This is a genomic window from Streptococcus sp. SCPM-O-B-15304 (M98), assembly GCF_058200215.1.
Genome location: NZ_JBYQGQ010000021.1, coordinates 1 through 13,855 on the forward strand (window position 1 = coordinate 1; position 13,855 = coordinate 13,855).

Sequence of the window (13,855 nt, forward strand, 5' to 3'; positions counted from 1 at the left end):
AAAAACGCTTGAAATCAATGATTTCAGCGTTTTTATTTTCTTGTTAGCATCCAAATTCTTAATTTATGAATCAAAAACACCTGATGTATTTTGGTTTGACAACATTTTAACAACTAAAAATCTTAATCTTCTCCCGCTGCTAAGAACTTTTAACAATTTTGGTACTTTCTTAATTGAACTTTATAGCGTTCTTCTCACTACTCTGCTATTATCGAACAAGCCTGAACTACAGTAGGAAGTATTATCACACTCAATCTCACAGAACTAATCTTAATGTTAAGGAATATCCTTTTCATTGCTCAAAAAAACAGTAAAACCGACTTGGTCCTACTATCTTATTTTTAAAATGTCTGGCGCTTAGCTTTTCGCTCTGCACGTCCACGAGCACGACCTTCTGCTCGCTTGGTTTTACGGCGTTTTTCATCGACAGCCCACTGGATTTTTTTCTTATATCCTGGTTTGACTTTTTTCTTTTTCTTTTTAACCAAACCAATCATTTCGATGTCCAGTTTTTCCTGTTTCTTCTCACGATTGGCACGACGATCGCGGTCATAGGTATCTTGGAATTCTCCGTCTTTAACCATCTTAGGCACAAACTTGATCCCTAGTTTCTCTAACTCACGAATATCTGAGTCCTCACTAGGCTGGTAAAGAGTAATGGCTGTACCAGGTAGACCATTACGTCCAGTTCGTCCAACACGGTGAACAAAGAAGGACAAGTCTTGTGGAATAGCATCATTGATAACATGGCTGACACCCTCAATATCAATCCCACGCGCAGCCAAGTCAGTCGCTACGATATACTCAAAATCAAGATTTTTCACCTGATTCATGATCCGTTTACGTTCACGAGGCGCAATATCTCCATGAATCTTCGCTACCTTTAGACCTTGCGCAGTCAGGTAAGCATGCAATTCATCTGCACGAGTTTTTGTATTGACAAAAATCATTGCTAAGTATGGCTGCATGACTTGAGTCAATTCATAAATCTGGGCATTCTTATCACGACCTTTAGTAGAAATCAACCAGTTATCAATGGTATCTGAGATAACTGTTTTGGTCTTGATTTTTTCCATGACGGGATTTGACAAGTATTTTTTCAAGAATGGTTGCAATTTTTGTGGGATAGTCGCTGAAAAGACCATGAACTGCAAGTCTTTCGGAAGACTTCCTGCAATCTTATCAACCGTCTCCAAGAATCCCATATCTAGAGTCATATCAGCTTCATCGACTACAAAGGTCTTAGCCTTGTGAATAGCCAAATCACCCGATTTTACCAAATCATAGATACGACCTGGTGTTCCAATGACGATATGGGGCTGGTTGCTTGCTAATTTGTCAATCTGACGGGCCTTGTCTGTTCCACCAACGTAGTTCACAACACGAATCTCAACATCTGAATGTGATGCGATCTGACGAGCCGCTTGATAAATCTGTGTTGCTAACTCACGACTTGGAGCTGTAATAACCGCCTGCACACTGTCACTCTCTTCGTCCAATTGTTGGAAAATTGGAAGCAAGAAGGTGTGAGTTTTCCCTGAACCTGTTTTTGATTCACCAACCAAGTCACGACCTGCCAAGACAATAGGAATCAACTTTTCCTGCACCTCGGTAGGAGTCGTAAACTTCAACTCCTCCAAAGCTTCTTCTATATATTTTTTAAATTTAAATTTCGTAAATGACATAATATCCTCGATTCTATCTATCTACTCATTATACCACATTTTGCTGCATTTCAGTTAAACTTTCATTTTAGATAAACTCACTGAAATTTTAAAATGTACCCGAATAAAGACAAGAAAAATACTCTCTGTCCATCCTAAACAAAGAGTATTAGATTTTTACGTAAGCTTCCACTCTTTTTTTAGCCAGTCACAAAAATGTTGATAGCGTTGGTCGAGAGCTTCATGATGCCCATAAGCATCAAAGGTGGAATATGTTGAGGGAACTGCTTCTGAAATTAAATTATGTAGATCCCTTGCAAAAACAGGAGCCTTAGATAGACGATTGGAATGATTGGCACCTTCTGTCTGACCATTTTGTAGATAAATCAGGCTTTGGCTCTGTATCAAGTCATGTTCCCTGCAAAAGTCTATAAAGTCTGGATACCAGAAGGAACCACAGATAGAGAAAATACAGGTCATAGGTAGATGATTGCTATAGAGACTATAAACAGCAGCAAGACCGCCCAGTGAATAGCCACCATAAGCAATCCTACTTTCATCAATCAAGTAGGATTTTTTTAGAGTTGTTAGAATCCCTTGAAAGACCTTTTGATTGTAGGCATCTACCTTTCCACCAAAATCTGGAGCCCCTTCTTTCAAAGAACTAGCTTTCCAAGGTGTAAAGTCATCCAGACGGTTTTCTGGAACCAAACCCACTAAAATCACAGATTGGGACAGGTCTGATAAATAATCCAGTTCCCCATCGTTTAAGAGCACAACTGGATAGGCTTGTTTAGAGTCATAGTTTGAAGGAAGACTGACTCTAACACGAATCCCTTCCCAGTTAAACTCCTTATTTCTTGATAAAGTCATTGATTTTTTCAAGTGAATCAATCACTGCAGGACCGTAGTCCATCAACTCATCGTAAGAGATGGTCATGATTTTTTGATTCTTGATTGCTGGTACATTTTCCAAAACAGCATTTGCCTTCATCAAATCCACTGCTTTTTCATCCAACTTTTGATTGCGGTCGCTGGTTACATAGATAATCAACTCTGGATCCATTGATACTAGATTTTCCAAGGTCAAGCCAGATGTTCCTGTTGCGACATTTGTGTAACCAAGTTGGTTGAGCAAACTTTCTTGAAGTGCTGACTTGTAGGCACCAAAGGTTTCATCGTTATAAGCAACCATAATCAAAGCTTTTTTCTTTTCACCCTGTGTTTCTGGATTAGCTTTTTTAACCGCATCGATTTTAGCTTGCAATTGCTCTGCGTATTGGTTTGCCTTATCTTGAACATTGAAAATGGTACCAAGATTCTTCACATCTTCAACGATATTTCCCAAATCCTGTTGGATATTTGATAGTGAGGCTTTTTGCGTATAAACAGGGATTTTATTTTCATTCCAAGCGCTGATAGTTCCCATTGACTTTTCAGAGAACATCATATTACGTCCCATCAAGGCATCAGGTTCATAAGAAAGAACTGTTTCTTGTGAGACTGATTTTTTATCACCAATATGAGGGATGGCTTCAATGGCTTCCTTGTATTTACCAGTTACGGCATTATCAGGATTGAGCATACCAGCAATTTTATCCTTCAAACCAAGTTCAAGTAGGATTTCAGTTGTTGATAGGTTGTTGGTGATGACCTTTTCAGGAGCCTTTTCAAAGACTTGTTCGACTTCATTTCCTTTGGCATCATAAGTTTTGATGGTTACAGGATAGTTGGTTTCTGTAGTGGATTTTTGACTTGTCTCTGCGCTTGATTGTGTGCTAGCTTTTTCTGTTGCACTATTTCCACAAGCTGCTAAAGTTAAGGTAGCTACTGTTAGGAGCAAAATACTGAGTGATTTTTTCATGTTTTGTTTTCCTTTTCATTTTTTATAAATAGTGAATCATGGCTTGTTGGTCTTCCGTCCAAGTAACCCTACTTTGGACACCATAGACAGCCTGCAAAGACTCTGGTGTGATGGTCTCTTTTGGAGTCCCTTGGTAAACAATCTCTCCTTCTTTCATTAGATAGAGATAGTCTGAATAGCGACAAGCTAGCTGAATATCGTGTAATACTGCTAGTACATTGATATTGAGATGTTTGACAATGGTCAACAAGTCTAGCTGGTACTTGATATCTAAATGATTGGTCGGTTCGTCTAAGAGCAAGAGTGTCGGCTCTTGGGCCAAGGCGCGTGCCAATAAAACCCGTTGTTTCTCTCCTCCTGATAGAGAAGAGTAGAGACGACTTCTCTTTTCGAGCAGATCTACCTTGACCAAAGCATCCTCAACCAAGGCAAAGTCTTTTTCTTTTTCCTTTTGTAAGAAAGAGAGATGGGGCGTTCTACCCAGCATGACGATTTCTTCAACCCTACAATCAAATTGTAACTGATTAAACTGCGTGACGACTGCCATCTGCTTTGCCGTTTCCTTGACGCTCATTTGTTCCAAGGGTTTTCCATTTAGAGAAATCAAGCCTTGATCAGGCTTTTCCTGTCGATAGAGGAGTTTCAGCAAGCTAGTTTTCCCACTTCCATTGGGTCCCAAAATGGTATGAAATTGCTTGCCCTCCAGTTTGAGCGACACTCCTTTGAGAATTTTTTTCTCTCCGATTCCAAAGTGAATATCCTGGCACATTAAATCCATATCAGACCTTCACCTCCCCTCGTCTATTTCCAACCATGTAGATAAAGAAAGGGGCACCTACTAGAGCTGTAAAAATTCCAATCGGCAGCTCAGCATTTTGAATCAAGACACGAGCAAGGACATCTGCCCAAACAACAAAAAGTGCGCCGAGCAAAGTAGCTATCGGAAAAAGTCTTCTGTAATTTGTCCCCACCAAGCTTCGTGCCAAATGAGGTGTGATGAGACCAACAAAACCAATAATCCCACAGGTCGATACCAAGATTGCTGTCATTATAGCCACAATCGTCACATAAAGATACCAGTAAAAACGTAGGGGAATCCCTAAGGTCAAAGCCGCCTCATCACCCATCATCATGGCATTAAAAACACGATATTGGGTAGAGAAAAATAAAAAAGCAATTCCCACGATTATAGTTGGCAAGGTTAAGTGAGTCCAGGAAGTTCCCGCTAAAGAACCCATGGTCCAAAACTTGATGGTCATGACACTATCAGCATTAGCGCCAATTGAGATAATAAAGTTTGAAAAAGCCAAAAATAGTGCATTCACAACTGTCCCTGATAAAATCAGGCTTGAAGTTGTCATCCTGCCTTGCATGGAAGCAATCAGAAGGACTGCAACTGTTGCCACAAGCGCTCCAAGGAAAGAGCCAAGACCAATCATGACCTTAAAACCAAGAATAATACTCAAAGTTGCACCAAAGGTTGCCCCAGCAGAAATTCCTAAAACATAAGGTTCTGCGATTGGATTATTGACCGTTGACTGCATGACGCTACCACACATGGAAAGGCCTGCACCAACTATCAAACCAAGAAAAACCCGTGGTAATCTCATATTCCAAACAATAGCAAGTGTAGACTTCGAAAGGTCTCCTATGTCCAGAGGGGCCCCCATCTTACTTAAAATAATTCTATAAGTATCACTCAAGCTAATCTGAACAGACCCCATAGAAACAGCTAGAAACAGAGAGACACCCAAAGCTCCGAGCAACAGAGCTAGGAGAAAAACATATCGCAGGTTTTGATGGCTTCCAGAAGATTTGGAAATCATGAAACCCTCCCTTAATAAAATTAAAAATTTAGACAATTTTCATAAATAGTATACCACATTTCCAAATCTGGAACAAGGCTAGAAAGATACAGACTAAAAAGACTGTTGAAACTAGAGAGCTGATTGAGCTCAGGCTAAAATCCTAATGAAACTAAAAAATCTCCCCGAAGGGAGACCTTTCTGGTTTATTTTACCTTACAGTGCTAGGAATCCTAACCGAAGAACATACTTGAGTATATTGAGGTAAGGTAACGAAAATAAAAAAGCTCTCTGAAATTAGAGAGCTCTATTCTTGCTGGATAAAACGTTTATAGACTAGGCGGCAAGCCGAAGATTGTACAAAAATTTTAGTGAAACTAAAAAATCTCCCCGAAGTGAGACCTTTCTGGTTTATTTTACCTTACAGTGCTAGGAACCGTAACCGATGATAATACTTGAGTATATCGAGGTAAGGTGACGAAAATAAAAAAAGACTACTCAATCGAGTAGCCTTACGTTCAAGATATGCTCAATTGAACACGGCATTAGCACTTGGCAAAAAGAAAAGCCCTCTGAAGTCAGAGAGCTTTTCTTTTTGCTGGATAAAACGTTTATAGACTAGGCGGAAAGCCGAAGATTGTACTGATGGTACATCGAGGCGAAGCCAACGAAGTATAGAAACGTTTTAGACGCAAGATTAACGACGAAGTCCAAGAGAGTTGATCAACTCACGGTAACGGTTAACGTCGTTTTTACGCAAGTATGCAAGCAAGTTACGACGGCGACCGATTTTCTTCATCAATCCACGGTAAGTAGCGTGGTCTTTTTTGTGTTGTTTGATGTGTTCGTTAAGGTGGTTGATTTCCCAAGTAAGGACAGCAACTTGAACCTCTACTGAACCTGTATCACCTTCGTGACGTGCATATTGTGCGATGATTTCATTTTTTTTCTCTTTTGAGATTGCCATGATGTTTCTCCTTTTTATTTGGCTTCATCCGAGTGACAGGTTGGCATGCCTGTAACCAAGAAGAAGTTATTTGTCTTTACGACAGTTTCTATTCTACCAATAACTAACTTCTTTGTCAACTGATTTACTATTCTTACTGCAAATATGCTATAATATTCATAGGAAGGATATCTAAGTTGATAGTTTTATAACGAGGTGATTACCATGCGTAAATTCTTTAAATATCTCCCCTACTATCTGGTCGTATTTTTCTTTTATTGTCCACTTTATGGATTATTTATACTACTATTACAGAATCCAAAACTAACGGAGCTCTATCTTTTAAATATATTCATCATTTCGCCTGTTGTAGTTTTTATAGTCTCTCTTCTTTATAGCTACCGATTTGGTTTTTCACTGCATTGGCTTTTAGGTAGTTGCTTACTCTATGGATTTACTATCATTACTTTCGGAGAATTTATCCTTCTCTACTTCCTAGCCTATGAAATCTTTGCCCTAGTAGGTATGGCTGTCGGTGTCGCTATTAAGAATCTAGTACAAAAACTGAAAAGGAAAAAACTTTCACAAAATCCTTGAAAAATCTCACAATCATGCTATAATAATGCATAGAGACAAGTCACTTAGCCCCTTTCTACCAGAGAGTGCGTGGTTGCTGAGAACGCATAGGAAGCCTAAACTGATACTACTCTACTGACTTTTATGCAAACATAAAACGGTGGCCACGTTAGAGCCAATCAGAGGTGTCAACAGTTTTTGTTGTACATAAATGAAGGTGGAACCACGTTGCGACGTCCTTTTTAGGATGTCGCTTTTTGTTTTTCTTGATTTAAAACTGCAAATAGGGAAACACTTCTACTTTAGAAATAATGGATAACCAATATAAGGAGAAAATCATGATTCAAATTACTTTCCCAGATGGCGCTGTTCGTGAATTCGAATCTGGCGTTACAACTTTTGAAATTGCCCAATCCATCAGCAATTCCCTAGCGAAAAAAGCTCTTGCTGGTAAATTTAACGGCAAACTCATCGATACTACTCGTGCGATCACTGAAGACGGAAGCATCGAAATCGTAACACCTGATCATGAAGACGCTCTTCCAATCTTGCGTCACTCAGCGGCCCACTTATTTGCCCAAGCTGCTCGTCGCCTCTTCCCAGACATTCACTTGGGAGTTGGTCCAGCGATTGAAGATGGTTTCTACTACGATACAGACAACCAAGCGGGTCAAATCTCTAATGAAGATCTTCCTCGTATCGAAGAAGAAATGCAAAAAATCGTTAAGGAAAACTTCCCATCAATCCGTGAGGAAGTGACTAAAGATGAAGCGCGTGAAATCTTCAAAAACGATCCATACAAATTGGAATTGATCGAGGAACACTCAGAAGACGAGGGTGGCTTGACCATCTACCGTCAAGGTGAGTACGTGGACCTCTGCCGTGGACCTCACGTACCATCAACAGGTCGCATCCAAATCTTCCACCTTCTTAATGTAGCTGGTGCTTACTGGCGTGGAAATAGCGACAACGCTATGATGCAACGTATCTACGGTACAGCTTGGTTCGACAAGAAAGACTTGAAGAACTACCTTCAAATGCGTGAAGAAGCTAAGGAACGTGACCACCGTAAACTTGGTAAAGAGCTTGACCTCTTCATGATTTCTCAAGAAGTTGGTCAAGGTCTTCCATTCTGGTTGCCAAATGGTGCCACTATCCGTCGTGAATTGGAACGTTACATCGTCGACAAAGAGTTGGCTTCTGGCTACCAACACGTATACACTCCACCACTTGCTTCTGTAGAGCTTTACAAGACTTCTGGTCACTGGGATCATTACCAAGAAGACATGTTCCCAACTATGGACATGGGAGACGGTGAAGAATTCGTTCTTCGTCCAATGAACTGCCCACACCACATCCAAGTCTTTAAACACCATGTACACTCATACCGTGAATTACCAATCCGTATCGCTGAAATCGGGATGATGCACCGTTACGAAAAATCTGGAGCTCTCACTGGTCTTCAACGTGTGCGTGAAATGTCTCTCAACGACGGTCACCTCTTTGTAACTCCTGAACAAATCCAAGAAGAATTCCAACGTGCTCTTCAGTTGATTATCGATGTTTATGAAGACTTCAACTTGACTGAATACCGCTTCCGCCTCTCTCTTCGTGACCCTCAAGATACTCACAAGTACTTTGATAACGATGAAATGTGGGAAAATGCTCAAACCATGCTTCGTGCTGCCCTTGATGAGATGGGTGTTGACTATTTTGAAGCTGAAGGGGAAGCAGCCTTCTACGGACCAAAATTGGATATCCAAGTCAAGACAGCTCTTGGTAAAGAAGAAACTCTTTCTACTATCCAGCTTGACTTCTTGCTTCCAGAACGCTTCGACCTTAAATACATCGGAGCTGATGGTGAAGAACACCGTCCAGTTATGATCCACCGTGGTGTTATCTCAACTATGGAACGCTTCACAGCGATTTTGATTGAGAACTACAAGGGCGCTTTCCCTACATGGTTAGCACCTCACCAAGTGACTCTTATCCCAGTTTCTAACGAGAAACATGTGGACTACGCTTGGGAAGTAGCTAAGAAGCTCCGTGACCGTGGTGTCCGTGCGGATGTGGATGAACGCAATGAAAAAATGCAGTTCAAGATCCGTGCTTCTCAAACACAAAAAATTCCTTACCAATTGATCGTCGGTGACAAGGAAATGGAAGAGAAGGCTGTAAACGTTCGCCGTTATGGTCAAAAAGAAACTGAAACTATGCCTGTAGACGCATTTGTAGAATTGATTCTTGCAGATATTGCCAACAAATCACGAGTTGAAAAATAAACGATAAAATCTGGGATAAAAATTCCAGCTAAATAAAGAAGCAACAACTGAAAACGTTGTTGCTTCTTTATTTAGCCTGAGCTAGTAGTGATTGGTCAAACTTCCACAAATAGTATCCTCATCAACAATTCTTTCTATCCATTAACTTTTGGATATAGGATATCCTCCCAGGATTTGCTTCCATGAGTTAGATAAGTTGACTATCCTCAATCCTTGTCTGCTTCATTTTCTTTTGCGCGATCGTTTTGTAAATCTTTTTCAGAGAGTTTTTGTTCGATATACTTGTCAATGTTTTCGTAAAATTCCTTGGTCGTCTCACTATCTAATTTTGCCGAATTATGGAATTGCTTGACTTTCAATTGAACAGATTGAATACCGTAAGAGGCTTGTTTTTGGCGAATGGTTTCTAATTCTTCTTCTGAAATCGGATCTCCAACAACCGTCAAGACCAATTCATTATTACTTGACTTGTAGACTTGATTAATGACCGTATGATTGGCGAACTCATTTCCTACAAACTGTTTGATCCCTTCTTTTCGCGCTTGATCCATCGTCAGAGTGACTGCTGAATAGCTGGCTGGAAGAATCAACAATACAATCAAAGATATCAAGCCAATTCTCATTTTAATGCTCAGCTCTTTAAATGAAGTTAAAGGAGATTTTCTCATCAAAATTCTTGTTCCAACAATGTTGGCTAGCATGATAAAGACACAGTTGATCAAGAAAAGATAGAGAGCCCCCAATAAAAATCGTACATTCCCATTAGCTAAACCATAGCCAGCAGTACAGATAGGCGGCATCAGAGCTGTAGCAATGGCTACTCCTGGCACGATATTGTTTGCTTCTTTTTTCCTTGAACCGATCACACCAGCAATCCCACCAGCAATAGCAATGAGGACATCCCAAATGGTTGGAGAGGTTCGTGCAATCAACTCGCTACTTGCATAAGACAAGGGAGAAATCCAGAAATACAGAGTCGAGACAAGCAAACTGACCAACACTTGAGTCAATAAAACCTCTAGAGATTGCTTGATTAAACGCGTATCAAAAATAGCTAAACCGAATCCCAGTCCAACAATCGGTGTCATGAGAGGTGAAATCAACATGGCTCCTATAATGACAGCTGTTGAATTCATATTTAGTCCGATAGAGGCAATAAAAATTGCACACATCAAAATCGCTGTATCTCTCAATCGAACATGAAGGTCATCGTATAATTTCTCACGGTATTCCCGTGTTGAATAATTGGCAGTCATTTGTCCTCTCCTCTTTCCTTATTTAAATTGGTATAATAATTAAAAATAACAGCTGATAAACAGCCAAAAAATATGAGCCCATAAATCGTCAAGAAGACACTGGTAATCCTTCCAATCAAGGTCACAGCTAGGAGATCCCCGTAGCCGACAGTCGTCGAAGTCACAAAAGCATACCAAAGACCGTCTCCGTAATTTGTGATAGCAGGTTCAACTAGGAAAAGCACGCCTCCTGACCCAAAAACAAAGGTCACAAAACTCAGAGCAAACCGAGTAAAACCCGTAACCTGCATAATATGCCATAACATTTTTAAACGTTTCATTTGTTCTCCTTATTCATACTAGCTCCTGACCGAGCCGTTTTTTTCCAATAATCAAAGTGAAGATAGGACATGATCTCCATCAGAGAAAGATAGACAAACTGATAGATCTGATTTAAGCTGATTATCAACTGATATTGTTTGAAAAATGACTGGAAGAAAGACCAGATATGACTGTCTTGAATCAGTCCCTTCTTAATATCAGACAGGATATTAGCTAAAGCTCCCAAGGACTGAAACGGTAAATCCTTGACATTTATATAGATCCGGTCCACCACATCATTCAGACTGGTATCTTGGATGGCATGAAATTCTCCAAAGAGAACTCCTGCCGCTCCAAGAGTAGAAACAAATTCCACCAAATAATTTCTGAGGAAATTTTCTCAACCTTTTCCCATAATGTGTTTAGTGCCATCCATAACGATCCCAACCAGAAAAAGGAAAGAAAACAAGCAAAGAAATTTTGCCGTAAATCCCAAAAAGCTTCAAGACTTGGTGTTGTTGGTTTTTCTAACTCTAAAACCAAGATGGTCATAATAATTGCTAGAACAGCATCTGTCAATACAATTAATCTGTCTTTCTTCATCGGATTGCATCCCCTTTCTTTTTTGTAACATTCTATCTTATCGCATAATATTGGATATTCTTTCATAATCCGACTACAAACAAAAATAAACCAAAAAGTATGTCCCTATTATACTATATTTAACTCTAGAAGTATTCATCCATCTAATTAATAAATATATCATATTTCACAATAAGTGAATACTATCAAAGATTCATCCCCTTTCACTTCATCATGTAGTGTTGCTTAGATTTATCAAAAACAACCAAATTTGTATTAATTTCAAGTATCACCTAGTTACAAAAATTTGGGGTGAACAGAAAAAGCATCCCGTATTTTTGATACGAAATGCTTTCAATAAGTTTAAATAAGTTTTAACGTTTACTAAATTGTGATGCTTTACGAGCTTTTTTCAAGCCTGGTTTGGAAAGTATGAATTTCAGTTGGACTAAAAACAGCGTAATATCAAGACTTTTCTCCGCTTTTATAAAAGCTTTTTTCCAATCAAATTCAACTAATTTTATCCGAATGGTGTGGATTTTACCCCCAAAATTACAGAGAATGGAGCTGATAAACACTAAACGTTCACACCATTAGTTAAATGATTTTTTGTTCATCATTTTTCTTAGATGATAGAACTTCTAATTTATTTCTTATTCAAGCAAAAACAACCTGCTATAAGTAAGAAAGAGGAAGATACAAGAAAAACACGGCGTAAAAACCGATTCAGTTCATTGTCCTCAATCCTTGTCTGCTTCATTTTCTTTTACGAGATCGTTTTGTGAATCTTTTTCAGAGAGTTTTTGATCAATATACTTGTCAATGTTTTCATAAAATTCCTTGGTCGCTTCACTATCTAATGTTGGCGAGTTCTGAACTTGATTCACTTTCAATTGAACAGATTGAATACCGTAAGAGGCTTGTTTTTGGTGGAGTGTTTCTAATTCTTCTTCTGAAATCGGATCTCCAACAACCGTCAAGACCAATTCATTGTTACTTGACTTGTAGACTTGATTAATAACCGTATAATTGGCGAACTCTTTTCCTACAAACTGTTTGATCCCTTCTTTGCGCGCTTGTTCTATTGTCAGAGTAACTGCCGAATAGCTAGCTGGAAGAATCAACAATACAATCAAAGATATCAAGCCAATTCTCATTTTAATGCTCAGCTCTTTAAATGAAGTTAAAGGAGATTTTCTCATCAAAATTCTTGTTCCAACAATGTTGGCTAGCATGATAAAGACACAGTTGATCAAGAAAAGATAGAGAGCCCCCAATAAAAATCGTACATTCCCATTAGCTAAACCATAGCCAGCAGTACAGATAGGCGGCATCAGAGCTGTAGCAATGGCTACTCCTGGCACGATATTGTTTGCTTCTTTTTTCCTTGAACCGATCACACCAGCAATCCCACCAGCAATAGCAATGAGGACATCCCAAATGGTTGGAGAGGTTCGTGCAATCAACTCGCTACTTGCATAAGACAAGGGAGAAATCCAGAAATACAGAGTCGAGACAAGCAAACTGACCAACACTTGAGTCAATAAAACCTGTAGAGATTGCTTGATTAAACGCGTATCAAAAATAGCTAAACCGAATCCCAGTCCAACAATCGGTGTCATGAGAGGTGAAATCAACATGGCTCCTATAATGACAGCTGTTGAATTCATATTTAGTCCGATAGAGGCAATAAAAATTGCACACATCAAAATCGCTGTATCTCTCAATCGAACATGAAGGTCATCGTATAATTTCTCACGGTATTCCCGTGTTGAATAATTGGCAGTCATTGGTTACTCCTTTTATTTCATATAATCTTGTTTCTGCAAAGACGATGGCAGAGAGACTTCTGTCCAATCTTACATATTTTTAATTCTCACCTGTCATTCTTTTGAAAATTATCCTTTAAATATCCATCAGTCCATCCTGCATATTATATCAAAAATTTTACAATCTTTCTCTGAAGAACTCAATCAATTTAAAAGATAGAGAAAGGTAGAAATTTTTGTTTCCTTATCCAAAGAAGAAAAAAACGTTATCTCCTCTGAAAGAAGATAACGTTTTAATGTTTAAACATGATGAGTGTGTTTGGTTTTCCAATTTTGCATCATGCAAACCACCCAAGGTGTTGTGTTCCCCAAGGTAAACCCGCAAATTATAGCTACTAAGATAGAGTATCCAATATAATCTAGGATTCCTCCGTCAAAATAACTTTCATACTTTACATTATATCCTTTATTTTTACATTTGAACAATTCTACGATAACTTCTTGAAGTAATCATAAAGATAAGTACGTAGATGAGGGCAAAGATACCACAAATAGAAAGTGTTACACTTAACATCATAGCTGTATCTACTACCCCAATGACCTTAAGAATCAAACTTAACATATGATAGGCAAAAGCCAAGTGTAGGAAAGCAAAGATTACAGGGAGGAAGAAAACAGTCAAGACTTGCTTGTTAATGGTTTGTTTGATTTGTTTTTGATCCAAGCCCACTTTTTGCAGGATGACAAAGCGTTCACGATCCTCATAACCTTCTGAGATTTGTTTATAGTAAATGACCAGTACAGTACCTAC

15 protein-coding genes are annotated in these 13,855 nt (G+C 39.0%); 3 read left to right on the forward strand and 12 right to left on the reverse strand.

Features of this window, described 5'->3' with window-relative positions:
- Positions 1-235: hypothetical protein (locus AC3E7H_RS09650; protein ID WP_490676481.1), on the forward strand; the 235-nt coding region annotated here is incomplete at its 5' end.
- A gap of 106 nt (positions 236-341) precedes the next feature.
- On the opposite strand, the gene AC3E7H_RS09655 is transcribed toward AC3E7H_RS09650, so the two are convergent.
- The 6 genes from AC3E7H_RS09655 to rpsO all read right to left on the reverse strand — a co-directional run bounded on the left by AC3E7H_RS09655 (position 342) and on the right by rpsO (position 6,300).
- Positions 342-1,685 carry a DEAD/DEAH box helicase gene (locus AC3E7H_RS09655; protein ID WP_000010994.1) on the reverse strand — a complete coding sequence of 448 codons (1,344 nt, stop codon included), beginning with the start codon at positions 1,683-1,685 and terminating at the stop codon, positions 342-344.
- A 156-nt stretch (positions 1,686-1,841) separates the two neighbouring features.
- The gene (locus AC3E7H_RS09660; RefSeq protein WP_000176108.1) at positions 1,842-2,537 is read right to left on the reverse strand and encodes an alpha/beta hydrolase-fold protein; all 696 of its coding nucleotides are present in this window, start codon (positions 2,535-2,537) and stop codon (positions 1,842-1,844) included.
- Positions 2,518-3,528: an ABC transporter substrate-binding protein gene (locus AC3E7H_RS09665; protein WP_000749360.1), complete on the reverse strand. Its 1,011-nt coding sequence runs from the start codon at positions 3,526-3,528 to the stop codon at positions 2,518-2,520. Before AC3E7H_RS09665 ends, AC3E7H_RS09660 begins: the two co-directional genes overlap by 20 nt.
- Before the next feature lie 22 nt (positions 3,529-3,550).
- Positions 3,551-4,306: an ABC transporter ATP-binding protein gene (locus AC3E7H_RS09670; RefSeq protein WP_000365190.1), complete on the reverse strand. Its 756-nt coding sequence runs from the start codon at positions 4,304-4,306 to the stop codon at positions 3,551-3,553.
- Between the two features lies 1 nt (position 4,307).
- Positions 4,308-5,354 (reverse strand): FecCD family ABC transporter permease, encoded by a 1,047-nt coding sequence (locus AC3E7H_RS09675; protein ID WP_000624116.1) that lies wholly within the window; start codon positions 5,352-5,354, stop codon positions 4,308-4,310.
- A 676-nt stretch (positions 5,355-6,030) separates the two neighbouring features.
- A complete protein-coding gene (gene rpsO / locus AC3E7H_RS09680) occupies positions 6,031-6,300 on the reverse strand; it encodes a 30S ribosomal protein S15 (protein WP_001018251.1) in 270 nt (89 codons plus the stop codon).
- A gap of 204 nt (positions 6,301-6,504) precedes the next feature.
- Between rpsO and AC3E7H_RS09685 the strand changes: the two genes are divergently transcribed.
- Together AC3E7H_RS09685 and thrS are read left to right on the forward strand one after the other, a co-directional pair.
- Positions 6,505-6,876 (forward strand): hypothetical protein, encoded by a 372-nt coding sequence (locus AC3E7H_RS09685; RefSeq protein WP_414282664.1) that lies wholly within the window; start codon positions 6,505-6,507, stop codon positions 6,874-6,876.
- A gap of 317 nt (positions 6,877-7,193) precedes the next feature.
- Positions 7,194-9,137 carry a threonine--tRNA ligase gene (gene thrS, locus AC3E7H_RS09690; protein ID WP_490676482.1) on the forward strand — a complete coding sequence of 648 codons (1,944 nt, stop codon included), beginning with the start codon at positions 7,194-7,196 and terminating at the stop codon, positions 9,135-9,137.
- A 206-nt stretch (positions 9,138-9,343) separates the two neighbouring features.
- Here the strand turns inward: thrS and AC3E7H_RS09695 are convergent, their stop codons facing one another.
- From AC3E7H_RS09695 to AC3E7H_RS09720, 6 genes are all read right to left on the reverse strand, one after another.
- Positions 9,344-10,393 carry a DUF389 domain-containing protein gene (locus AC3E7H_RS09695; RefSeq protein WP_490676483.1) on the reverse strand — a complete coding sequence of 350 codons (1,050 nt, stop codon included), beginning with the start codon at positions 10,391-10,393 and terminating at the stop codon, positions 9,344-9,346.
- Positions 10,390-10,713: a potassium channel family protein gene (locus AC3E7H_RS09700; RefSeq protein WP_000825751.1), complete on the reverse strand. Its 324-nt coding sequence runs from the start codon at positions 10,711-10,713 to the stop codon at positions 10,390-10,392. Before AC3E7H_RS09700 ends, AC3E7H_RS09695 begins: the two co-directional genes overlap by 4 nt.
- Positions 10,710-11,069 carry a hypothetical protein gene (locus AC3E7H_RS09705; RefSeq protein ID WP_000397555.1) on the reverse strand — a complete coding sequence of 120 codons (360 nt, stop codon included), beginning with the start codon at positions 11,067-11,069 and terminating at the stop codon, positions 10,710-10,712. Before AC3E7H_RS09705 ends, AC3E7H_RS09700 begins: the two co-directional genes overlap by 4 nt.
- Positions 10,994-11,296, reverse strand: coding sequence for a TMEM175 family protein (locus tag AC3E7H_RS09710; RefSeq protein ID WP_006151097.1), 303 nt, complete (start codon positions 11,294-11,296; stop codon positions 10,994-10,996). Before AC3E7H_RS09710 ends, AC3E7H_RS09705 begins: the two co-directional genes overlap by 76 nt.
- A 719-nt stretch (positions 11,297-12,015) precedes the next feature.
- Positions 12,016-13,065, reverse strand: coding sequence for a DUF389 domain-containing protein (locus AC3E7H_RS09715; protein ID WP_414310307.1), 1,050 nt, complete (start codon positions 13,063-13,065; stop codon positions 12,016-12,018).
- Positions 13,066-13,516: 451 nt separating this feature from the next.
- The coding region (locus AC3E7H_RS09720) for an FtsX-like permease family protein (RefSeq protein ID WP_490676484.1) at positions 13,517-13,855 on the reverse strand (339 nt) is incomplete at its 5' end.

Coding starts and splice junctions, on each gene's coding strand:
- AC3E7H_RS09685 (WP_414282664.1), top strand. CDS start 6,505: ATGCGTAAATTCTTTAAATATCTCCCCTACTATCTGGTCGTATTTTTC.
- AC3E7H_RS09675 (WP_000624116.1), bottom strand. CDS start 5,354: ATGATTTCCAAATCTTCTGGAAGCCATCAAAACCTGCGATATGTTTTT.
- AC3E7H_RS09695 (WP_490676483.1), bottom strand. CDS start 10,393: ATGACTGCCAATTATTCAACACGGGAATACCGTGAGAAATTATACGAT.
- AC3E7H_RS09655 (WP_000010994.1), bottom strand. CDS start 1,685: ATGTCATTTACGAAATTTAAATTTAAAAAATATATAGAAGAAGCTTTG.
- rpsO (WP_001018251.1), bottom strand. CDS start 6,300: ATGGCAATCTCAAAAGAGAAAAAAAATGAAATCATCGCACAATATGCA.
- AC3E7H_RS09715 (WP_414310307.1), bottom strand. CDS start 13,065: ATGACTGCCAATTATTCAACACGGGAATACCGTGAGAAATTATACGAT.
- thrS (WP_490676482.1), top strand. CDS start 7,194: ATGATTCAAATTACTTTCCCAGATGGCGCTGTTCGTGAATTCGAATCT.
- AC3E7H_RS09710 (WP_006151097.1), bottom strand. CDS start 11,296: ATGAAGAAAGACAGATTAATTGTATTGACAGATGCTGTTCTAGCAATT.
- AC3E7H_RS09670 (WP_000365190.1), bottom strand. CDS start 4,306: ATGGATTTAATGTGCCAGGATATTCACTTTGGAATCGGAGAGAAAAAA.
- AC3E7H_RS09700 (WP_000825751.1), bottom strand. CDS start 10,713: ATGAAACGTTTAAAAATGTTATGGCATATTATGCAGGTTACGGGTTTT.
- AC3E7H_RS09660 (WP_000176108.1), bottom strand. CDS start 2,537: ATGACTTTATCAAGAAATAAGGAGTTTAACTGGGAAGGGATTCGTGTT.
- AC3E7H_RS09665 (WP_000749360.1), bottom strand. CDS start 3,528: ATGAAAAAATCACTCAGTATTTTGCTCCTAACAGTAGCTACCTTAACT.